Origin of the sequence: Enterobacter sp. 22452 (genome assembly GCF_052045065.1) — a bacterium.
GTDB classification, from domain to species: domain Bacteria; phylum Pseudomonadota; class Gammaproteobacteria; order Enterobacterales; family Enterobacteriaceae; genus Enterobacter; species Enterobacter mori.
In genome coordinates, this window is sequence record NZ_JBQEOB010000001.1 from 1,028,468 (window position 1) to 1,050,181 (window position 21,714).

20 protein-coding genes and 1 pseudogene are annotated in these 21,714 nt (G+C 55.0%); 15 read left to right on the forward strand and 6 right to left on the reverse strand.

All coding sequences use genetic code 11. From position 1 onward, the window contains the following. The first annotated feature begins 240 nt into the window (after positions 1–240). The 7 genes from astC to ves all read left to right on the forward strand — a co-directional run bounded on the left by astC (position 241) and on the right by ves (position 7,906). Positions 241–1,461, forward strand: coding sequence for a succinylornithine/acetylornithine transaminase (astC, locus tag ACTJJA_RS05010; protein ID WP_010430119.1), 1,221 nt, complete (start codon positions 241–243; stop codon positions 1,459–1,461). Continuing rightward, positions 1,458–2,492 (forward strand): arginine N-succinyltransferase, encoded by a 1,035-nt coding sequence (astA, locus tag ACTJJA_RS05015; protein ID WP_100166975.1) that lies wholly within the window; start codon positions 1,458–1,460, stop codon positions 2,490–2,492. The genes astC and astA overlap by 4 nt, the downstream gene beginning before the upstream one ends. Continuing rightward, positions 2,489–3,976, forward strand: coding sequence for a succinylglutamate-semialdehyde dehydrogenase (astD, locus tag ACTJJA_RS05020; RefSeq protein WP_440666514.1), 1,488 nt, complete (start codon positions 2,489–2,491; stop codon positions 3,974–3,976). Before astA ends, astD begins: the two co-directional genes overlap by 4 nt. Further along, complete coding sequence (gene astB / locus ACTJJA_RS05025; RefSeq protein ID WP_440666516.1) at positions 3,963–5,288, forward strand: N-succinylarginine dihydrolase; 1,326 nt, start codon at positions 3,963–3,965, stop codon at positions 5,286–5,288. Before astD ends, astB begins: the two co-directional genes overlap by 14 nt. 9 nt (positions 5,289–5,297) lie before the next feature. Continuing rightward, positions 5,298–6,263 carry a succinylglutamate desuccinylase gene (gene astE, locus ACTJJA_RS05030; protein WP_440666518.1) on the forward strand — a complete coding sequence of 322 codons (966 nt, stop codon included), beginning with the start codon at positions 5,298–5,300 and terminating at the stop codon, positions 6,261–6,263. A 329-nt stretch (positions 6,264–6,592) separates the two neighbouring features. Next, positions 6,593–7,087: an ATP-independent periplasmic protein-refolding chaperone Spy gene (spy, locus tag ACTJJA_RS05035; protein ID WP_440666520.1), complete on the forward strand. Its 495-nt coding sequence runs from the start codon at positions 6,593–6,595 to the stop codon at positions 7,085–7,087. A 261-nt stretch (positions 7,088–7,348) separates the two neighbouring features. Next, positions 7,349–7,906, forward strand: a complete 558-nt coding sequence (ves, locus tag ACTJJA_RS05040) for an environmental stress-induced protein Ves (RefSeq protein WP_108416801.1) — start codon at positions 7,349–7,351, stop codon at positions 7,904–7,906. On the opposite strand, the gene cho is transcribed toward ves, so the two are convergent. Further along, on the reverse strand, positions 7,884–8,762 hold the full coding sequence (gene cho, locus ACTJJA_RS05045; protein ID WP_440666522.1) for an excinuclease Cho: 879 nt from the start codon (positions 8,760–8,762) through the stop codon (positions 7,884–7,886). The genes ves and cho overlap by 23 nt on opposite strands. Positions 8,763–8,941: 179 nt before the next feature. Beyond that, on the reverse strand, positions 8,942–9,769 hold the full coding sequence (gene nadE, locus ACTJJA_RS05050; protein ID WP_440666524.1) for an ammonia-dependent NAD(+) synthetase: 828 nt from the start codon (positions 9,767–9,769) through the stop codon (positions 8,942–8,944). Positions 9,770–10,001: 232 nt separating this feature from the next. Here nadE and osmE point away from each other — a divergent pair, with 232 nt between their 5' ends. The 7 genes and pseudogenes from osmE to chbG all read left to right on the forward strand — a co-directional run bounded on the left by osmE (position 10,002) and on the right by chbG (position 15,854). Continuing rightward, complete coding sequence (gene osmE / locus ACTJJA_RS05055) at positions 10,002–10,346, forward strand: osmotically-inducible lipoprotein OsmE (RefSeq protein ID WP_010430142.1); 345 nt, start codon at positions 10,002–10,004, stop codon at positions 10,344–10,346. A gap of 275 nt (positions 10,347–10,621) precedes the next feature. Then, positions 10,622–10,945, forward strand: a complete 324-nt coding sequence (gene chbB, locus ACTJJA_RS05060) for a PTS N,N'-diacetylchitobiose transporter subunit IIB (RefSeq protein WP_440666577.1) — start codon at positions 10,622–10,624, stop codon at positions 10,943–10,945. An 80-nt stretch (positions 10,946–11,025) separates the two neighbouring features. Further along, the gene (gene chbC, locus ACTJJA_RS05065; RefSeq protein WP_010430146.1) at positions 11,026–12,384 is read left to right on the forward strand and encodes a PTS N,N'-diacetylchitobiose transporter subunit IIC; all 1,359 of its coding nucleotides are present in this window, start codon (positions 11,026–11,028) and stop codon (positions 12,382–12,384) included. A gap of 47 nt (positions 12,385–12,431) precedes the next feature. Further along, a complete protein-coding gene (gene chbA, locus ACTJJA_RS05070; protein ID WP_440666527.1) occupies positions 12,432–12,779 on the forward strand; it encodes a PTS N,N'-diacetylchitobiose transporter subunit IIA in 348 nt (115 codons plus the stop codon). Between the two features lie 11 nt (positions 12,780–12,790). After that, positions 12,791–13,627 (forward strand): annotated as a pseudogene (chbR, locus tag ACTJJA_RS05075) (transcriptional regulator ChbR); the annotation flags it as partial. 110 nt (positions 13,628–13,737) lie between these two features. Next, positions 13,738–15,093, forward strand: coding sequence for a 6-phospho-beta-glucosidase (locus ACTJJA_RS05080; protein WP_089599100.1), 1,356 nt, complete (start codon positions 13,738–13,740; stop codon positions 15,091–15,093). 11 nt (positions 15,094–15,104) lie between these two features. After that, a complete protein-coding gene (gene chbG, locus ACTJJA_RS05085; RefSeq protein ID WP_108416803.1) occupies positions 15,105–15,854 on the forward strand; it encodes a chitin disaccharide deacetylase in 750 nt (249 codons plus the stop codon). An 89-nt stretch (positions 15,855–15,943) separates the two neighbouring features. Here chbG and katE read toward each other — a convergent pair whose 3' ends face one another. After that, positions 15,944–18,193 (reverse strand): catalase HPII, encoded by a 2,250-nt coding sequence (katE, locus tag ACTJJA_RS05090; RefSeq protein WP_108416804.1) that lies wholly within the window; start codon positions 18,191–18,193, stop codon positions 15,944–15,946. Positions 18,194–18,360: 167 nt separating this feature from the next. On the opposite strand from katE, the gene cedA reads away from it, so the two are divergent. After that, the gene (gene cedA / locus ACTJJA_RS05095) at positions 18,361–18,636 is read left to right on the forward strand and encodes a cell division activator CedA (protein ID WP_256350567.1); all 276 of its coding nucleotides are present in this window, start codon (positions 18,361–18,363) and stop codon (positions 18,634–18,636) included. 48 nt (positions 18,637–18,684) lie between these two features. On the opposite strand, the gene tcyP is transcribed toward cedA, so the two are convergent. The 3 genes from tcyP to kduD form a co-directional block, all read right to left on the reverse strand. Beyond that, on the reverse strand, positions 18,685–20,076 hold the full coding sequence (gene tcyP, locus ACTJJA_RS05100; protein WP_216356951.1) for an L-cystine transporter: 1,392 nt from the start codon (positions 20,074–20,076) through the stop codon (positions 18,685–18,687). Between the two features lie 127 nt (positions 20,077–20,203). Further along, entirely contained in the window at positions 20,204–20,794 is a 591-nt protein-coding gene (locus ACTJJA_RS05105; protein WP_010426116.1) for a metal-dependent hydrolase, read from the reverse strand. A gap of 94 nt (positions 20,795–20,888) precedes the next feature. Continuing rightward, positions 20,889–21,650: a 2-dehydro-3-deoxy-D-gluconate 5-dehydrogenase KduD gene (kduD, locus tag ACTJJA_RS05110; protein WP_042714490.1), complete on the reverse strand. Its 762-nt coding sequence runs from the start codon at positions 21,648–21,650 to the stop codon at positions 20,889–20,891. Positions 21,651–21,714: the final 64 nt, after the last annotated feature.

Sequence of the window (21,714 nt, forward strand, 5' to 3'; positions counted from 1 at the left end):
TTGGCCTGTGCATACTCTTTCTGATTTTCATGCGGCAAAGCGCCGCTTGTCGTAAAAATATTCACTTTTTATGCATTAACAGTGAATAACTCCATATCGTAACCTGTTGATATTCTGTCTCGCTATCCCGTTTATGCATTTTTATCGCTGGCTGGCACGAAGCGTGCAATCTACATTCACAGTGCAAACACCCAATTATTTAACATTCAAATAACTTTTTATTTACCGGATGAGGTCGCTATGTCTCTGTCAATTACGCGTGAAAATTTCGATGAATGGATGATGCCGGTTTACGCTCCGGCGGCTTTTATTCCGGTACGTGGGGAAGGATCGCGTCTGTGGGATCAGCAGGGCAAAGAGTACATCGACTTTGCGGGGGGGATTGCGGTGAATGCGCTGGGCCATGCGCACCCGGCGCTGCGTCAGGCGCTGAACGACCAGGCGGCGAAGTTCTGGCATACCGGTAACGGCTTTACCAACGAGCCTGCGCTGCGCCTGGCAAAAAAACTGATCGACGCGACCTTTGCCGAAAAAGTGTTTTTCTGTAACTCGGGGGCGGAAGCCAACGAAGCGGCGCTGAAGCTGGCGCGCAAATATGCCCACGACAAGTTTGGCACGCACAAAAGTGGGATTGTGGCGTTTAAGAATGCCTTCCACGGCCGCACGCTGTTTACCGTCAGCGCAGGCGGTCAGCCCTCTTACTCTCAGGACTTTGCGCCGCTGCCACCGGATATCCGTCACGCCATCTATAACGATCTGCAGTCCGCCAGCGAGCTGATTGACGACACAACCTGTGCGGTGATCGTCGAGCCGATGCAGGGCGAGGGTGGCGTACTTCCGGCGCAAAAAGCCTTCCTGCAGGGGCTGCGCGAGCTGTGCGATCGTCACAATGCAGTGCTGATTTTCGACGAAGTGCAGACCGGCGTGGGCCGCACCGGTGAGCTGTATGCCTATATGCACTATGGCGTTACCCCGGACGTGCTCTCAACCGCCAAAGCGCTGGGCGGCGGCTTCCCGATTGGGGCAATGCTGACCACCGATAAATTTGCCAGCGTGATGACCGTGGGCACCCATGGCACCACCTATGGCGGTAACCCGCTGGCTACCGCCGTCGCCGGGCAGGTGCTCGACATCATTAACACCCCTGAGGTGCTGAAAGGCGTTAAGCAGCGTCACGACTGGTTTGTTGAGCGCCTGAATGCCATCAACAGCAAAATGGGGCTGTTTAAAGAAATTCGCGGTCTGGGGCTGTTAATTGGCTGCGAACTCACGCCTGAGTTTGCCGGAAAAGCTAAACTTATTTCACAGGAAGCGGCAAAAGTGGGCGTGATGGTGCTGATTGCCGGTGCCAACGTGGTGCGGTTTGCCCCTGCGCTGATCGTCAGCGAAGAAGAGGTGAGAACTGGCTTAGACCGTTTTGCGCTGGCCTGTGAACAGGTGAAATCCGGGGTGTCATCATGATGGTCATCCGTCCCGTTGAGCGCGGCGATCTCGCCGGGCTCATGCAGCTTGCCGGTAAGACAGGAGGCGGGCTGACCTCGCTTCCTGCCGATGAAAAAACGCTGTCGGCGCGTATTGAGCGCGCCCTGCACACCTGGCAGGGGACGTTGCCAAAAAGCGAACAGGGCTATGTGTTCGTGCTGGAAGAGACCGACACGGGCACCGTGGCCGGGATCTGCGCCATTGAAGTGGCCGTCGGGCTTAATGACCCGTGGTACAACTACCGCGTCGGCACCATGGTTCACGCCTCGAAAGAGCTGAACGTCTATAACGCGCTGCCCACGCTGTTTCTCTGTAATGACCACACGGGTGCCAGCGAGCTGTGCACGCTGTTCCTCGATCCGGCGTGGCGAAAAGAGGGCAACGGCTATCTGCTCTCCAAATCGCGCTTTATGTTTATGGCCGCCTTCCGAGATCGCTTTAACGAAAAAGTGGTTGCCGAGATGCGCGGCGTGATTGATGAGACAGGCTACTCGCCGTTCTGGGAGAGCCTGGGCGAGCGCTTCTTCTCAATGGAGTTCAGCCGGGCAGACTATCTTTGCGGCACGGGCCAGAAAGCCTTTATTGCCGAACTGATGCCGAAACATCCTATCTATACCCATTTCCTCACCCCGGAAGCGCAGGCCGTGATCGGCGAAGTGCATCCGCAGACCGCGCCCGCCCGCGCGGTGCTCGAGAAAGAGGGGTTCCGCTACCGTAACTATGTCGACATCTTCGACGGCGGCCCAACGCTTGAGTGTGACATTGACCGCGTGCGCGCCATTCGTAAAAGCCGTCTGGTGACGGTCTCCGAAGGACAACCCGCGCCGGGGGAATGGCCAGCCTGTCTGGTCTCCAACGAAAATTACAATAATTTCCGCGCCATGCTGGTACGTACTGACCCTAAATGTGAGCGTCTGGTACTGACGGCGGCGCAGCTGGATGCGTTGAAATGTAACGCGGGCGACACGGTTCGCCTGGTGCGTCTCTGCCCTGAGGAGAAAACAGCATGACTTTATGGATTAACGGTGACTGGGTAACGGGTGAAGGCGACCTGCGGGTAAAAACCAATCCGGTCGGCCAGGCGGTGCTCTGGAAAGGAAATGATGCCAGTGCCGGGCAGGTAGAACAGGCGGGCCAGGCTGCTCGCCGCGCGTTTCCGGCATGGGCAAAACAGCCCTTCGCCGTGCGCCAGGCGATTGTGGAAAAATTTGCCGGGCTGCTGGAGGCGAATAAGGCCGAACTGACGCGCATCATTGCGTCCGAAACCAGTAAACCGCGCTGGGAAGCGACCACCGAAGTGACGGCGATGATCAACAAAATCGCCATTTCGGTGAAGGCCTACCACATCCGCACCGGTGAACAGCATACCGAGATGCCGGACGGCGCGGCCACGCTGCGCCACCGTCCACACGGCGTGCTGGCGGTATTTGGCCCGTACAACTTCCCGGGGCATCTGCCGAACGGCCACATTGTGCCCGCGCTGCTGGCGGGCAATACCGTTATTTTCAAACCGAGCGAGCTCACGCCATTAACCGGCGAGGCGGTGGTTAAGCTGTGGGAACAGGCCGGTCTGCCGCCGGGCGTGCTGAACCTGGTGCAGGGCGGGCGCGAAACCGGTCAGGCGCTGAGTGCGCTGAGCGATATCGACGGCCTGCTGTTTACCGGCAGCGCCGGAACGGGCTATCAGCTGCACCGCCAGCTGGCAGGGCAGCCGGAGAAAATTCTGGCACTGGAAATGGGCGGCAACAACCCGCTGATTGTCGAAGATCCTGATGATATCGACGCCGCGGTGCACCTGACGATTCAGTCCGCCTTTATTACCGCCGGACAGCGCTGTACCTGTGCCCGCCGCCTGTTGGTCAAGCGTGGCGCGCAGGGGGATGCCTTCCTGAAGCGTCTGGTAGAGGTGAGCGCGCGTCTGGTGCCTGCCGCGTGGGATGCCGACCCGCAGCCGTTTATTGGCGGGCTTATTTCCGAACAGGCCGCGCTGAACGTGCTGAAAGCCTGGCAGGACCACGTCGCGCGCGGCGCGAAAACCCTGCTGGAGCCGAAGCAGGTTCAGCCAGGTACCTCGCTGCTGACGCCGGGCATTATTGAGATGAGCGGCGCGAGCAACGTGCCGGATGAAGAGGTCTTTGGCCCGCTGCTGTGCGTCTGGCGCTATGACGATTTTGATGCGGCCATTGCGATGGCGAATCACACCCGCTACGGCCTGTCGAGCGGGCTGATTTCACCGCATCGTGAGAAGTTTGAACAGCTGTTGCTCGAAGCGCGCGCCGGGATTGTGAACTGGAACAAACCGCTGACCGGCGCGGCAAGTACCGCGCCGTTCGGCGGCGTGGGCGCGTCGGGCAACCATCGCGCCAGCGCGTGGTATGCCGCCGATTACTGCGCGTGGCCGATGGCGAGCCTGGAAACTCCGGCGCTGACGCTGCCGGAGACGCTTAATCCGGGGCTGGATTTTACAAAGGGAGACGCCCATGAAAGCGCGTGAGGTCAACTTTGACGGGCTGGTGGGGCTGACGCACCACTATGCCGGTCTCTCATTCGGGAATGAAGCCTCGACGAAGCACCGTTTTCAGGTCTCCAACCCGAAGCTGGCGGCGAAGCAGGGGCTGCTAAAAATGAAGGCGCTGGCGGATGCCGGTTTCCCGCAGGCGGTCATCCCGCCGCAGGAGCGCCCGAACGTGGCCATCCTTCGTCAGCTCGGTTTTAGCGGTACTGATGAGCAGGTGGTGGAAAAAGCGGGGACGCAAACGCCGCACCTGCTCTCTGCCGCGAGTTCCGCGTCGTCAATGTGGGTGGCAAACGCGGCGACCGTCGCGCCGTCAGCCGACACGCTGGATGGCAAAGTCCATCTGACCGTGGCGAACCTGAATAATAAATTCCACCGCGCCACCGAAGCGGAAACCACCGAGCGCGTGCTGCGCGCCATTTTCCATAATGACGCCCGTTTCGAGGTGCATCAGGCCCTGCCGCAGGTGGCGATGTTTGGCGACGAAGGGGCGGCCAACCACAACCGGCTGGGCGGTGATTATGGCGATCCTGCCGTGCAGCTGTTTATCTACGGGCGGGAAGAGGGCGGTCACAACGCGCCCACGCGCTATCCTGCACGCCAGACGCTGGCGGCGAGCCAGGCGGTTGCCCGACTGAACCAGGTCAATCCGTCACAGGCGATCTTTGCCCAGCAAAACCCGCAGGTGATCGACCAGGGCGTATTCCATAACGACGTGATTGCCGTCTCCAACCGTCAGGTGCTGTTCTGCCATGAACAGGCGTTTGCGCATCAGGAGAGGCTGCTCGCCACGCTGCATGAGCATGTACCCGGTTTTACGCCGATTCAGGTACCCACACAGGCGGTGAGCGTGCAGGATGCGGTAGAAACCTACCTCTTCAACAGCCAGCTGCTGAGCCGTGACGATGGCAGCATGATGCTGGTACTGCCGCAGGAGTCCCGTAATCATCAGGGCGTGTGGCGTTATTTGAGCGAACTGGTGAAAGCTGATAACCCGATTGATGAACTGCGCGTCTTTGATCTGCGTGAAAGCATGGCCAACGGCGGCGGGCCAGCCTGTTTACGTTTGCGCGTGGTGTTAACCCAGGACGAAATGCAGGCGGTAAACCCGGCGGTCATGATGAACGATGCGCTCTTTGCGCGGCTGAACGACTGGGTAGACCGTTACTATCGGGATCGCTTAACCCAGGCCGATCTGGTTGACCCGCAGCTTCTGCGTGAAGGGCGCGAGGCGCTGGATGCGTTATCGACAATCCTGCAGCTGGGATCGGTTTATCCGTTCCAGCGCTAAGGGGCTGATATGGAAAATTTACTGGCGCTGACGCTGGCAGACGAAACGCCCGAACAGACTGAGGGCGATGGTCCCTCATTCCACTGGCGCTGGCTGGGACGGGGCGTACTTGAACTGACGCCGTTTGCGCAGAGCGACGTATCGCTTCTGCTGTCGAGCGGTATTCACGGCAACGAAACCGCACCCGTTGAGATTGTCGACCTGCTGCTGCGCGCGTTGTACCGTGGAGAGATTACGCTCGCGTGTCGCGTGCTGGTGATGTTTGGCAATCCGCCAGCGCTGGCGCAAAACAAACGTTACCTGGTGAGTGATATCAACCGGATGTTTGGGGGCCGCTGGTCGCAGTTCCCCCAAAGCGATGAAACGGCGCGCGCGCAGTGGCTGGAGAGCGTAGTGACGACGTTTTTTGTCACCGCGGGGGGAACGCGCTGGCACCTCGACCTTCATACGGCTATCCGTGCCTCTTATCATGTGCGTTTTGGCGTCCTGCCGCAGCGCAGTCAGCCCTGGGATGAAACCTTTCTGAGCTGGCTGGGGGATGCGGGGCTGGAAGCCCTGGTCTTCCATCAGTCGCCGGGCGGTACGTTCACCCATTTTACGTGTGAAAACTTCGGCGCGCTGGCCTGCACGCTGGAGCTGGGAAAAGCGCTGCCTTTCGGGGAGAACGATCTGACGCGCTTTGCTCCGACGCACTCTGCGCTTCGGGCACTGCTCGGCGGCACCGCGCCGGAACATGCGCACGAGCCTGTCGTGCGTTATCGGGTCGTGCAGCAGATCACCCGTCGCAGCGATGCCTTCCTTCTCCATATGGCGGCCCACACGCTGAACTTCACGCCGTTCCGTCAAGGGGTACTCCTGGCAGAAGACGGTGACGAGCGATACGAGGTGCAGAAAGCCACAGAGTATGTTTTATTCCCCAATCCGTCGGTGGCGTTTGGTCTGCGAGCCGGACTGATGCTGGAAAAATTAGCCTGATAATTTCCCCTCTTGAAGTAAGAGGGGGGATTATTTTCTTAGCAATGAAGGCGGTTATATCTCTTTTGCAGAATATTCCTGGATAATTGCTTTATTAATAAACGCCACTTCGTTATACTCCTACATAATCTCTTTAAAATCAGCGTATTGAATATTTATGTTTCACCTCTCCATGTTTTATCCTTAATTCCTCCACATTTGGCGAAAAATTGTTTTTTACACTTTCATTGTTTTACCGTTGCTCTGATTAATTGACGATAAACCCCGTAAAGTTAATATCGTCAACACGGCATAGCGCCGAAGAATAACTGAAAGTAAGGAAATACATTATGCGTAAGTTAACTGCACTGTTTGTTGCCTCTACCCTGGCCCTGGGCACTACCAGCATGGCGTTCGCCGCAGATACCGCCACCACGACCGCCGCGCCAACTGAAGGCAAAATGATGATGCATCATAAAGGCAAGCCGGGTATGCACCATGAGATGATGATGTTTAAAGACCTGAATCTGACCGACGCGCAGAAACAGCAGGTTCGCGACATCATGAAAAGCCAGCGTGACCAGATGAAACGTCCTCCGCTGGAAGAGCGCCGCGCGATGCATGACATCATTGCCAGCGACAGCTTCGATAAAGCGAAAGCGGAAGCGCAGATCGACAAAATGGCCGAGCAGCATAAAGCCCGCATGCTTGCCCACATGGAAACCCAGAATAAGATCTACAACATTCTGACCCCGGAACAGAAAAAACAGTTTAATGCCAATTTTGAGAAGCGTCTGACAGAACGTCCGGCGCCGGAAGGTAAAATGCCAGCACCAGCCGAATAATCGGTTCACCCTCTTAAGACCGCCGGGATCCTGTTCACATAAGCAAAAACGCTGTGGACAGGACCGGCGGTTTTTTCTTTCTGCCCACCTCTTGCCTGCCGCCGCCAGCGCGGTATTCTCCTGTAGTCGCGTCAGAGATTTACTAAGGTTTGCCCACTCTGCTGCCGATAATACGTCTGTAGATTTCCAACGATAATAAACAAGACAGCAATGACAGCGATGTCTTTGCCCTGGCGCAGGTTGCGCCCCTCAGGAGTGGTGATGGAGTTCTTTGATATCCGTAAGATGCCGGTCAGTCTCTGGCGTAATGGCGCTGGCGAAACACGCGAAATATGTTGTTTTCCTCCCGCGACGCGTGATTTTTACTGGCGCGCCAGCATTGCCTCTATTGCCAGCAATGGCGAGTTCTCGTCGTTTCCCGGCGTCGATCGGGTGATCACCCTGCTGGAAGGGGGAGAGGTCACGCTGGATGCCGGTCAGGCATTTTTCCATACGCTGAAGCATCACCAGCCCTACAGTTTTGCCGGCGATCTGCCGGTGAAAGCGCTGCTGACGGATGGGCAGATGTCGATGGATTTTAATATTATGACCCGGCGGGATTGCTGCCAGGCGAAGGTTCGCGTCGCGGACCGGACCTTCACCACCTATGGCTCCCGCGGTGGTGTGATATTTGTGTTAAGCGGCGCATGGCAGCTTGGCGAAAAATTGCTGACGGCGGATCAGGGAGCCAGCTGGGAGGAGGGCACGCATACCCTCCGGCTGCTGGAATCTACAGGAACGCTGTTGTTCAGTGAAATTACGTGGCTGCCAGGTCATTAAGCGAGATGATCTCGTACTTGCCGGTTAACACGGGTTTACAGAGTATTTTGTAGCCGTCGTGGTCGAATCCGGCGGGGGTACGCAGCAGGGTTGCGGCGTCTTGCAACGTATCAACGGCGCCCAGCCAAAGCCAGTTGTGGACGATGTGATACTGCGTCATCAATTCACCCACTTCCTTCAGGGCAACGGCGCCCTCCCATGGCCAGCATTTGACGCTGATGGCCCCCAGCCCGGCGAGCAGTCGGGCATTATGTTCCTCGACGCTCTCTTTCCCACAACAGGCACCCGCGCAGCGTTTCAGCGCCGAGCGGAAACAGGCGCGACCGCGCGTGGTGCCCTCTAACCCTAAAAGGCTGTAGCAAAGCTGTAAATCGTCGGCGATCGCCTGCAAAGCCTGAAGTGCCGCGCGTTTATTGGCGAACAGGCCATAGAGGTTCGGCTCATGGGAAAAATCAACGTCACGGGCGTACACAACCTGTGGTTTGCCGTTGATGATCTGCAGGGAACAGAGCTGGCGATTGCGTCGAAGCCGCTTATTGAACAGCGGCTGCTGCTCTTTTATCAATCGGGCTTCCAGCAGCAGCGCGCCCATTTCACCCGCAGTCGGAAACCAGGTGATGCGTCTCGACTGGCGGAGCATCGCGGCTTCGTCCGGCGTGCGCAGATGGGATAATACCCGGCTGCGAATATTCACGCTTTTACCGATATAGAGCGGTAGGGTGTCGCTTTCGCCGTGAAAGATGTACACACCCGGCTGTTTAGGCAACGCTTCAAGCCAGGGGCGAAGATGTTCGGGATATTCATAGATAGCCGCCGCTTCAAACTCAAGACGCGGGGCGGATTGACGCCTGCTCACATACTGCTCCATATACTGTTCAGGTATACAGTGTAGCAGGTGTGTGGTGGTTAAAAAAGAGCCGGGTGTCGGCTACGCCTTACCCGACCATGACGTGCGGCCTGATGCCCTCACCCCAACCCTCTCCCACGGGAGAGGGCGCAAACACAAAAAACGGTAACCAGGGTTACCGTTTTGCTTTATTTTTTCCAGAAGTCGTCGAACACCGTAATCGGCGTGTGACGCTTGTGCTCGGTTTTCAGATACCAGCCTTCGATAATCTTCGCGGTACTTTCATCCAGCTGTTTGCCTTCCAGATAATCGTCAATATTGTCATAGGTCACGCCCAGTGCAGCTTCATCCGGCAGGGAAGGGCGATCGTCTTCCAGATCGGCGGTTGGCGCCTTCTTGTATAAATGCTCCGGGCAGCCAAGTGCGGCGAGAAGCTGTTTACCCTGACGCTTGTTGAGGCGGAAGATCGGGTTAATGTCGGTGCCGCCGTCGCCGTATTTGGTAAAGAAACCGGTGACCGCTTCTGCTGCGTGATCGGTGCCAACAACAACACCTTTGGTCATGCCCGCAATGCTGTACTGCGCTTTCATACGCTCACGCGCTTTTTCGTTGCCGCGTACGAAATCGCTTAGTTCAATACCGGCTTCGCGCAGCGCCTGTTCGCTCGCCAGCACGGAACCTTTAATGTTCACGGTCAGAACACGGTCGGGCTGAATGAAGGTAATCGCGTCCTGGCAATCTTGTTCGTCGGCCTGCACACCATAAGGAAGGCGCACGGCGATAAACTGCAGCGCATTATCACCCGTTTCTTCACGCAACTCTGAAATGGCCATCTGGCACAGTTTGCCGGTCAGCGTAGAGTCCTGGCCGCCGCTGATGCCCAGCACCAGAGACTTCAGGAAAGCGTTAGTTTTTAAGTAGGACTTCAAAAAATCAACGCTTCGGCGGATCTCTTCATTTGCATCTACTGCAGGTTTCGCGCCCAGCGCCTGGATAATCTGTTGTTGCAGAGCCATTACGCCCTCCCTATGCAGAACGAGACAGAAAAATGTTATCTGTTAAAACTAACCCTTTGGGCGTAAAACGACAAGGATCACAGTTTCGAGTGCGCTAAATTGCGCCGCTTTAGCAGCTTATCGTTGTTTTATTAGAATTTTCCGAAATTCGTGTGGCGTAACTCGCAAAGTTGAACAATAGTATTTTTTATCCCATGCTTAGATAACACGCTGATAAACAAGAGGACGGAATATGAACAAGAACGTAGCAGGAATTTTAAGCGCAGCGGCGGTACTGACTATGCTGGCAGGGTGTACGGCTTACGATCGCACCAAAGATCAGTTTACCCAGCCAGTTGTAAAAGACGTCAAAAAAGGGATGACGCGTTCGCAGGTTGCTGCAATTGCAGGTAAACCTTCTTCTGAAGTCACCATGATTCATGCGAAGGGAACCTGTCAGACCTACATACTGGGTCAACGTGATGGTAAGGCAGAGACCTACTTTGTCGCGCTGGATGATACCGGTCATGTGATTAACTCCGGCTATCAGACCTGTGCAGAATACGACACCGATCCCCAGGCCCCTAAGGCGCAGTAACCGCGCTTGCCTGAGGATGTTAACTAACCGGCCTGGTGGCCGGTTTTTTTATGCATACGTAAATCTTATTTCTTTGCGCGAATTATTTGCCCGAAATGTGAAGAGAGTCAACAAGCCAGGTCAATGAGAGACAATTTAGGCCTGTGCAGAATTATCCCCCCTCTGTACCATTACGTATACTCACTCCAACGATAAACAACAGTCAGCACACTACCTGTCAGCCAGGAGAGCGAGTCGAGTGATAGCGAGACGGCAGGCAGTCATACAAGAGGGAAATTATTATGGAAAAGAAACATATCTATCTGTTCTGCTCTGCAGGCATGTCAACGTCACTGCTGGTGTCAAAGATGCGTGCGCAGGCGGAAAAGTATGAAGTGCCTGTGGTGATCGAAGCGTTTCCGGAAACGCTGGCGGGCGAAAAAGGACAGACCGCAGATGTCGTTTTACTGGGACCGCAGATTGCTTACATGCTGCCAGAAATTCAACGTTTGTTACCGAATAAACCGGTCGAAGTTATCGACTCGGGGCTGTACGGCAAGATTGATGGTTTAGGTGTACTGAAAGCTGCTGTGGCAGCCATTAAAAAAGCTGCTAATTAATTATTTATTTTTCCCGTCAAAGAGTTATTTCACACACAATACGCCGTAACATGCGTTACGGCATTTAAGGGTATTTTCCTATGAGTAAAGTCATCGCTTCACTTGAAAAGGTACTCCTTCCTTTTGCTGTTAAAATAGGAAAGCAGCCTCACGTTAATGCCATCAAAAACGGCTTTATTAAATTAATGCCGTTGACGCTGGCCGGGGCAATGTTCGTTTTAATTAACAACGTTTTTCTGAGCTTTGGTGAAGGTTCCTTCTTTTATTCATTAGGAATTCGGTTAGACGCTTCCACTATTGAAACCCTTAATGGTCTTAAAGCCATCGGCGGCAACGTATACAACGGTACGTTGGGTATTATGTCGTTGATGGCGCCTTTCTTTATCGGGATGGCGCTGGCTGAAGAGCGTAAAGTGGATCCTCTGGCCGCAGGTTTACTCTCTGTCGCAGCATTTATGACGGTTACCCCATACAGCGTCGGCGAGGCTTATGCTGTCGGTGCTAACTGGCTGGGTGGCGCAAATATTATTTCGGGTATTGTTATCGGTCTGGTTGTTGCGGAAATGTTCACGTTCATTATTCGCCGCAACTGGGTTATCCGTCTGCCTGATAGCGTACCGGCATCGGTATCTCGTTCATTTTCCGCGTTGATTCCAGGCTTCATTATTCTCTCCATTATGGGGATTATCGCCTGGGCGCTCTCTCACTGGGGCACAAACTTCCACCAGATCATTATGGACTCTATCTCTACGCCGCTGGCGTCAATGGGTGGAGTGGTGGGTTGGGCGTATGTCATCTTTACCTCACTGCTGTGGTTCTTCGGCGTGCATGGTTCACTGGCACTAGCGGCGCTGGACAGCGGTATCATGACCCCTTGGGCACTGGAAAACGTTGCGCTTTATCAGCAGTACGGCTCCGTTGATGCGGCGCTGGCAGCCGGTAAAACCTTCCATGTGTGGGCGAAGCCGATGCTTGACTCCTATATCTTCCTGGGGGGTACCGGGGCGACGTTGGGTCTGATCATCGCGGTCTTTATTGTCTCTCGTCGTGCCGATCATCGTCAGGTTGCGAAGCTGGCGCTGCCGTCAGGCATCTTCCAGATTAACGAACCGATTCTGTTTGGTCTGCCAATCATCATGAACCCGGTGATGTTCATTCCATTCATCCTGGTGCAACCGCTGCTGGCGGCAATCACCCTGACCGCGTACTACCTGGGCATTATCCCGCCGGTGACCAACATTGCACCGTGGACCATGCCAGCCGGTCTGGGCGCGTTCTTTAACACCAACGGTAGCGTCGCGGCCTTCCTGCTGGCGATATTTAACCTCGGGATTGCAACCCTGCTTTACATGCCATTCGTGGCAATAGCGAACAAAGCGGCAACCGTTATCGATGAAGAAGAGAGCGAAGAGGATATCGCCCTCGCACTGAAATTCTAAAATTGCACGGCGCGGGGCAACCCGCGCCAGCTAAAAGGAGCTTAACGATGTTAGATTTGGATAGTATTGTCGCAGACGAAACCGTAGAGAACGATCTGGAAGAAGTGGTGATGGGGCTTATCATCAACTCTGGACAGGCACGCAGCCTGGCGTATGCCGCGCTGAAGCAGGCCAAGCAGGGTGATTTCGCCGCAGCAAAAAACATGATGGACCAGTCCCGTCTTGCACTGAATGAAGCCCATCTGGTGCAGACGAAGCTCATCGAAGGCGACCAGGGCGAAGGGAAAATGAAGGTGAGCCTGGTGCTGGTACATGCCCAGGATCATCTGATGACCTCCATGCTGGCGCGCGAGCTGGTGGCAGAGTTAATCGAGCTTCACGAGAAGATGCAGTAAGTCAGGTCAGGCAGCAGGAGGTCAGCACGATGGAAATTAAAACCGCACTTGAGCAGCAGCTGTTTAATGGCAAGAATTTTCACGTGGTTATTTACAACAAGACGGAGAGCGCCAGTGGTCTGCACCAGCATGACTACTACGAGTTCACGATTGTTCTGACCGGCCGCTACTACCAGGAGATCAACGGCAAGCGCGTGTTACTGGAGCGCGGAGATTTTGTCTTCCTGCCGATGGGGTCCTATCATCAGAGCTTTTACGAGTTTGGTGCCACACGCATTCTAAATGTGGGCGTCAGCCGACGCTTCTTTGAGAAACATTATCTGCCGCTGGTTCCGTTCTGCTTCGTGGCGTCACAGGTCTATCGCGTCAAAAACGAGTTCATGACCTGGATCGAAACGGTTATTGCCTCACTCAACTTCCGCGACAATGAGTTCGACGAGTTTATTGAAACCGTGACGTTTTATGTGATGAACCGCCTTCGCCATCATCGTGAAGAACAGCAGGTCATTGATGACATCCCACAATGGCTTCGCAGCACCGTTGAGCTCATGCACGACAAAGGGCAGTTCAGCGACAACGCGCTGGAAAATATGGTTTCGTTGTCGGGCAAGTCGCAGGAGTATTTAACCCGCGCGACGCAGCGTTATTATCGTAAAACGCCTGTGCAAATCATTAATGAAATCCGCATTAACTTTGCCAAGAAACAGCTGGAAATTACCAATTACTCTGTCACCGATATTGCTTATGAGTCAGGTTACAGTAGCCCCAGCCTGTTTATTAAAACGTTTAAGAAGTTTACTTCGTTCACACCAAACAGTTACCGCAAAAATCTGACGGTAATTAATTAATACCCGGCAATTTTATTCGCCACGAACATTGACGTAATTGCTTGCCCAAATAGCGGGAAGAGAACGCTATACCTTGCAGGCGGTTAACCTGATACGCTAAGGGAGATATTATGCAACAGAAATTAAAAGTCGTAACCATTGGTGGCGGCAGCAGCTATACCCCGGAATTACTGGAAGGTTTCCTGAAACGTTATCATGAATTACCGGTCAGCGAATTATGGCTGGTGGATGTAGAAGAAGGCCAGGAAAAGCTGAATATTATTTTCGACCTGTGTAAACGTATGGTTGAGAAAGCCGGTGTGCCCTTGACCGTACATAAAACGCTGGATCGCCGTCTGGCGCTGAAAGATGCTGATTTCGTCACCACCCAGCTGCGCGTCGGGCAGCTGAAAGCTCGCGAGCTGGATGAGCGTATTCCGCTGAGCCACGGCTATCTGGGACAGGAAACCAACGGTGCGGGCGGTCTGTTTAAAGGTCTGCGTACCATTCCGGTGATTTTCGACATCATCAAAGACGTGGAAGAGATTTGCCCGAATGCGTGGGTGATTAACTTTACCAACCCGGCGGGAATGGTGACTGAGGCAGTCTATCGCCACACCGGTTTCAAACGCTTTATCGGCGTCTGTAATATCCCGATTGGCATGAAGATGTTTATCCGCGACGTGCTGGCGCTGACCGACAACGACGAGCTCTCCATCGATCTGTTCGGCCTGAATCACATGGTGTTTATCAAAGACGTGATCGTTAACGGCACGTCGCGCTTTGCCGAACTGCTAGACGGTGTTGCTTCGGGTCGACTGACCGCCGCATCGGTGAAGAACATTTTCGATCTGCCATTCAGTGAAGGGCTGATCCGCTCCCTGAACCTGCTGCCATGTTCGTATCTGCTCTACTATTTCAAGCAGAAAGAGATGCTGGCTATCGAAATGGGCGAGTACTATAAAGGCGGCGCGCGTGCCCAGGTGGTACAAAAAGTTGAGAAGCAGCTGTTTGATTTGTATAAAGATCCAAATCTTAATGTTAAACCGAAAGAGCTGGAGCAGCGCGGCGGGGCATACTATTCAGATGCGGCCTGCGAAGTGATTAACGCCATTTACAACGACAAGCAGGCTGAGCACTACGTCAACGTGCCGCATCATGGCCACATTGATAATATCCCGGCTGACTGGGCCGTTGAGATGACCTGCATTCTGGGTCGCGATGGCGCGAAACCGCACCCGCGCATTACCCACTTTGACGACAAAGTGATGGGTCTGATCCACACCATTAAAGGCTTTGAGGTGGCAGCAAGCAATGCGGCGTTGAGCGGTGAACTGAATGATGTGCTTCTGGCCCTGAACCTCAGTCCGCTGGTGCACTCCGACCGTGATGCGGAGCAGCTGGCGAGTGAGATGATCCTGGCGCATGAAAAATGGCTGCCAAACTTTGCTGCAACGGTTGAGAAACTGAAGTTCACCCACCGTTAAGAGGATGTACGATGGAAAACCTGCTGATCGTAAACGCCGATGATTTTGGCCTGTCGAAAGGGCAGAACTACGGCATCATTGAAGCATGTCGTCGGGGTGTGGTGAGTTCAACCACGGCATTGATTAACGGCGAGGCGGTTGAACATGCGGCTCAGCTAAGTCGGGACGTTCCCGAGCTGGGTGTGGGCATGCATTTTGTTCTGACGCTGGGTATGCCGCTTTCACCGATGCCGGGCCTGACGCGTGACGGACAGTTAGGGAAATGGATTTGGGAAATGGCAGAGCAGGACGCTCTGCCGCTCGAAGAGATTACCCGTGAACTGGATTGCCAGTTTAACCGCTTTGTTGATGTGTTTGGCAAGGAGCCGACGCACATCGACAGCCATCACCACGTGCACATGATCCCGGCGATTTTCCCGATTGTCGCGGAGTTTGCACAGCGTAAAGGCGTCGCGATCCGCGTGGATCGTGAGGTACCCGGCGTGCCGGACTGCGCTGTGAAATCAACAGATGGATTCAGCAGTGCATTTTACGGCGACGAGATCGACGAAGCGCTGTTCCTGAAGGTGCTGGATGAGTCCGCCGCTCGCGGTGAAAAGTCCGTAGAGGTGATGGCGCACCCGGCATTTGTCGATAATACCGTGCGGAAAAGTGCCTACTGCTGGCCGCGTCTGGTGGAACTGGATGTGCTGACGTCGGCGTCGCTGAAGTATGCGATTGCCGAGCGCGGGTATCGGTTGGGGACGTTTGGGGATCTTTGAGATAAAGCCCGGTGGCGGCTTCGCCTTACCGGGCCTACAAAACCAATCGAAATGTAGGCCGGGTAAGCGCAAGCGCCACCCGGCTTTTTTTACGCCGGAATCTGATCGATCTTACTGCTGCGCGACCAGACGCGGTGCGCAGCGAGTAAATCAAACAGCTTCGTCATAAAGGCATCGTCAACGTTATCGCCCTCGACAATGCCGTCCTCACCCTGATCGGCCACCTTCAACTGCGCCTTAAACTGTCGCGCGTCGCCTGCCAGGGCGATCGGTTTCAGGTGCTTATAGGCTTCCAGCAGATAATACACGGCGTCACCGTTGGTCAGCAGGCTGTCAATGTCCCCGCACGGCACAATCACCGCATCGACGGTCAGCGAAGGCGCCCCGGCAAAGGTCGCCGCCACCGGCAGCACGGAGCCATCATCGGCGGTCACTTCGCCCATACGGGAATAAAGCAGTTTCGCATGCACGCCCTGGGTTTTCAGCGCCTGCATAATCCCCAGCACGTCGCTGGCGCGGGTTTTATCGTTCAGCAGAATGGCGACCACGCGGCCCTTAATCGATCCGCCCGGTACGGCGTACAGGCTCAGAGACGGATCCTTTTTCAGCCCGTTAACGTCTTTCGGTGGCGCTGCATTACGTTGCTCATCGGTCAGGGTAATACCAAGGTTATCGGCGACGCTCTGCGCCAGCTGGATATCGATTCGCGCCAGCTGATCGACCACGCGCTCGCGGATGTAGGTACGCACCACCTTGCTCAGCTCAAAGCTGAAGCCGCCGATGATATGCTGCTGCTCAATCGGGGTCTGGCTGTTCCAGAACAGGCGAGGATGGGCGTAATACTCACCGAAGGATGGGCTGCGTTCGCGAATTTTGGTCCCCTCGACGCGTTCCTGATACGACTCAAACCCGCCACGTTTCGGGCCCGGTGGTGTTTCACGCGGCCAGTTATCGTTGATCGAGTTCGGTTCGTAGTTCGCCGGGTTGGTGTCGATATCCTGGCGATGCATCCCGTCGCGCTGGAAATTGTGATACGGGCAGGTAGGGCGGTTAATGGGGATTTCGTGGAAGTTCGGCCCGCCGAGACGGCTAATCTGCGTGTCGGTGTAAGAGAACAGACGACCCTGTAATAGCGGGTCGTTGGTGAAATCCAGACCGGGGACAATATGGCCCGGGTGGAAGGCGGCCTGTTCATTCTCGGCAAAGAAATTATCCGGATTACGGTTGAGCACCATTTTCCCCACCAGCTGAACCGGCACCAGTTCCTCAGGAATGAGTTTAGTCGGATCAAGCAGGTCGAAATCAAATTTGAACTCGTCCTCTTCCGGAATCAGCTGTAACCCCAGTTCGTATTCCGGGAAGTCTCCGGCTTCGATGGATTCCCACAGCTCGCGGCGATGGAAGTCCGGATCGCGCCCGGTCAGCTTCTGCGCTTCATCCCACACCAGCGACGCTTTACCCGCAACAGGTTTCCAGTGGAAGCGCACGAAAGTGGCTTTGCCTTCCGCGTTAATCAGGCGGAAGGTGTGGATGCCAAACCCTTCCATGGTGCGATAGCTGCGCGGAATGCCGCGGTCTGACATTGCCCACATCACGTTGTGCAATGTTTCTGGCTGTAGCGAGACGTAGTCCCAGAAGGTGTCGTGCGCACTTTGTCCCTGCGGTATGGCCCAGTGGGGCTCCGGTTTTACCGCATGGACAAAGTCAGGAAATTTATGCGCATCCTGAATGAAAAACACCGGGGTATTGTTGCCAACCAGATCGAAAATACCTTCTTCGGTGTAAAATTTGGTGGCAAAACCGCGGATATCGCGCACCGTGTCGGCCGAGCCAGCGCCACCCTGCACGGTAGAAAAGCGTACAAACACCGGGGTAATTTTATCCGGGTCGGAGAGGAAATCCGCTTTGGTAATGTCTTTCAGGCTTTTATAGGGCTGGAAGTATCCGTGCGCCGCCGAGCCGCGCGCGTGAACGATGCGTTCCGGTATGCGCTCGTGGTCAAAATGGGTAATCTTTTCGCGCAGGATGAAATCTTCCAGCAGGGTCGGCCCACGCGTGCCTGCGCGAAGGGAGTTCTGATCGTCAGCAATACGCACGCCCTGATTGGTCGTGAGCGCAAAACCTTCGCTACCTTTACGGTGTGGCTCAAGCGATTCCAGCTTCTCGTTCCCCGTATCCGGCGATTTCATGCTTCCCGGTGCGGTAGGCTGCTCGCCAGGCGCGGAAGGGCCCGGTGAGGGGCGGTGAGAGCCGTCAGCAGGAGCGAGAGAGTCCATACCCGGTTGCGATTCTTCAGTGCCATGAATCGGTGATTGATGTGTTTTATCTTTGTTCGACATTGCACGTTTCTCCTTTATCCATTGCTAAAAACCCTATTAAGGATAGAACAATGTCGTGAGATGGCTCGCCAACTAAGAGTTTTCACATGCCGTCATTAACGAAAGGAGCCATCTCACCCACTCGGAGCGCGACGGAAGGTAGTCGGATCGGCTATCATAGAATTTTCCTGCTTCAAGAATTTGCTTTAGTGAACCCGTCGCTTATGAAACCTCTTCGTCAACAAAACCGCCAGGTTATTAGCTATGTACCCCGCGTTGAGCCCGCGCCGCCTGACCATGCCCTGAAAGTGGATGGTTTTCGCGACGTCTGGCAGTTACGGGGTAAATACGTGGCCTTTGTGCTGATCGGCGAACATTTTCGCCGCTCACCCACCTTTACGGTGCCGGAGTCAGCGCAACGGTGGGCGATGCAGATCCGCCAGGATGAAGAGGTTGAAGAATAACAGCCATAAAAAAACCGCCATCAGGCGGTTTTTTTATTTCAACAGTGATTAACGGTGCGCCAGTTCAGCGTCGTCTTCACTTTCCAGAATCGCTTTGTCGGTCTGCTTCAGCCACTGGCTGGTTAGCGTACCGGCGGTCATGGAGCCACTCACGTTCAGCGCGGTACGTCCCATGTCAATCAGCGGCTCAACGGAGATCAGCAGCGCAACCAGCGTCACAGGCAGACCCAGCGCAGGCAGCACAATCAGTGCGGCGAAGGTTGCACCACCACCGACACCCGCAACCCCTGCGGAACTCACGGTAACAATGCCCACCAGGGTGGCAATCCACACCGGATCCAGCGGGTTGATACCCACAGTCGGCGCGACCATTACGGCCAGCATTGCCGGGTACAGACCCGCACAGCCGTTCTGTCCAATGGTGGCACCAAAGGAAGCAGAGAAGCTGGCGATGGACTCAGGAACGCCCAGGCGACGCGTTTGTGCTTCCACGTTCAGCGGAATAGACGCTGCACTGGAACGGCTGGTAAACGCGAAGGTCAGCACTGGCCACACTTTACGGAAGTATTTCAGCGGGCTGACGCCGTTAACGCCCAGCAGGATGCCGTGCACCACAAACATGATGCCCAGACCCAGGTAAGAGGCGACGACAAAACTGCCCAGCTTGATGATGTCCTGCAGGTTTGATCCCGCAACCACTTTGGTCATCAGTGCCAGCACGCCGTAAGGCGTCAGCTGCATGACCAGACGGACCAGCTTCATTACCCAGCTCTGCAGGGTATCGATAGCGGTCAGCACGCGTTCACCTTTTGGCGCATCGTCTTTCAGCAGCTTCAACGCAGCCACACCCAGGAACGCGGCGAAGATCACCACGCTGATGATGGAGGTTGGGCTTGCACCGGTCAGGTCAGCAAACGGGTTTTTAGGAATAAAGGAGAGCACCATCTGCGGAACCGTCAGGTCGGCCACTTTGCCAACATAGTTGGTTTGAATCGCCGTCAGACGCGCGGTTTCAGCCGTACCCTGGACCAGGCCTTCAGCGGTCAGGCCAAACAGGTTGGTCACCAGCACGCCCACCAGCGCGGCAATCAGCGTGGTGAACAGCAGCGTACCGATAGTCAGGAAGCTGATTTTCCCCAGCTGAGTCGCATTATGCAGACGCGCAACGGCGCTCAGAATAGACGCGAATACCAGCGGCATCACAATCATCTGCAGCAGCTGCACGTAGCCGTTACCGACAATGTTGAACCATTGAATGGAATCTTTCAGTACCGGGTTATCGGAGCCGTAAACAGCGTGTAATGCCAGACCAAAGGCCACACCCATGACCAGACCGACCAGCACTTTTTTCGCCAGGCTCCACTGTTTGTGGCGCGCCTGCGCGAGAAGCAATAGCAATACAACGAACACAATAATGTTCGCGATGAGTGGAAAATTCATCCCCGTTCTCCTGATTTATTATACGGTCGGTTTTTACCGATCCTGATGGCGCAAGGTTAGCAGAAGTGTGATGCAGCGCTTATATCCAAATGGAATGGTTTATGACAAACGGGATTATTTTGTTTGTTTACTGTTCAATCTGGTGATGAATGAAACGATTGAACTGAAATTGCAGCGAATTGATCATCTGCGATGACCAGCGAACTGCACCATTTTCGGGCAACGTCTGCGGCATCCAGACGGCGTAGGCGAAGAGTGCCATGCACAAAACGCGCTCCAGCTGATTGCCTTTTTGCGGGGCGAGAATGGGAAAACGGAAACGCCACCGGCAGGGCCACAGGAGGGGGACACCGGCAGGCGTCAGCATATCGGCAAGAATATGGCTTAAATAACCCAGCACCATCCCCTGTATGGCATCTGCCGGCACTATCCAGCTTTCAGGCACTTTTAAATAGAACAGGGTAAGCAGGGCAAATACGGCCAGCAGGCTGTGGGTAAACCCACGATGGCCAAAGGCTCTGGCAATGGGTTTGGCGATCCACTTCAACCGTTGTCCAAGAAACGACTTGGGGTGATCGATGTCCGGCAGGAGGCAGGTTAATACGGCGGAAGGGACGATATGCCACCAGTCACCCTGTGCCAGCACAGGGGTCAGTTCAGCGTTTTTGGCAAACACTGCGCATGCAATTGAAAAAAGCAGGTGGCCTTCCGCCGTCATGATAAAACCCAACAAACTGTCAATTCATACAGTATAGGGTTTTTATACAGTGTGCGGAAGAGGTGACGGTGTAACTCTTTGTCACAAAGCGGCGTCAGCGCGCAAGCCAGCCACCGTCTACGGCCAGGGTGTGACCGTTGACATAATCCGATGCAGCAGAGGCAAGGAAAACAACCGGACCTTGCAAATCCTCCGGCAATCCCCAGCGCCCGGCCGGGATACGCTCCAGGATCGCCTGGCTACGCTGTTCATCATCGCGCAACTGCTGCGTGTTATTGGTCGCCATATAACCCGGCGCAATGGCGTTCACGTTGATGCCATGCGTAGCCCATTCGTTGGCGAGCAGGCGCGTGATACCCAGAACACCGCTTTTAGACGCGGTGTAAGAAGGCACGCGGATCCCCCCCTGGAATGAAAGCATCGAGGCAATATTGATGATTTTCCCACCCTGACCCTGCTGGATAAACTGTTTGGCCACCGCCTGAGAGAGGAAAAAAACCGATTTGAGATTCAGGTTAACAACGTCGTCCCAGTCTTTTTCACTGAATGCCAGGGCATCTTCCCGACGTATGGTCCCGGCGTTATTCACCAGAATATCGACGCGTCCCATTTCGGCGACAGCGCTATCCACTACGCGCTGAATGCTCTCTTGTTGACCGAGATCGGCCCGAATCGCCATAAATCGACGCCCGAGAGCGGTGATGCGCGCGGCCGTTTCGTCGGGAACTTTACGGTTCACGCCAACAATATCGCATCCGGCTTGTGCAAGCGCCACGGCCATGCCCTGTCCCAGCCCGGTATCGCATCCCGTGACGATGGCCACTTTTCCTGCAAGAGTGAAGGACTCCAGTATCATACGCGCCTCAGAAGTAAGGTTATTGTCATTCTGAAGGTAAGAATAGGAGGTGAAAGCGGGAAAT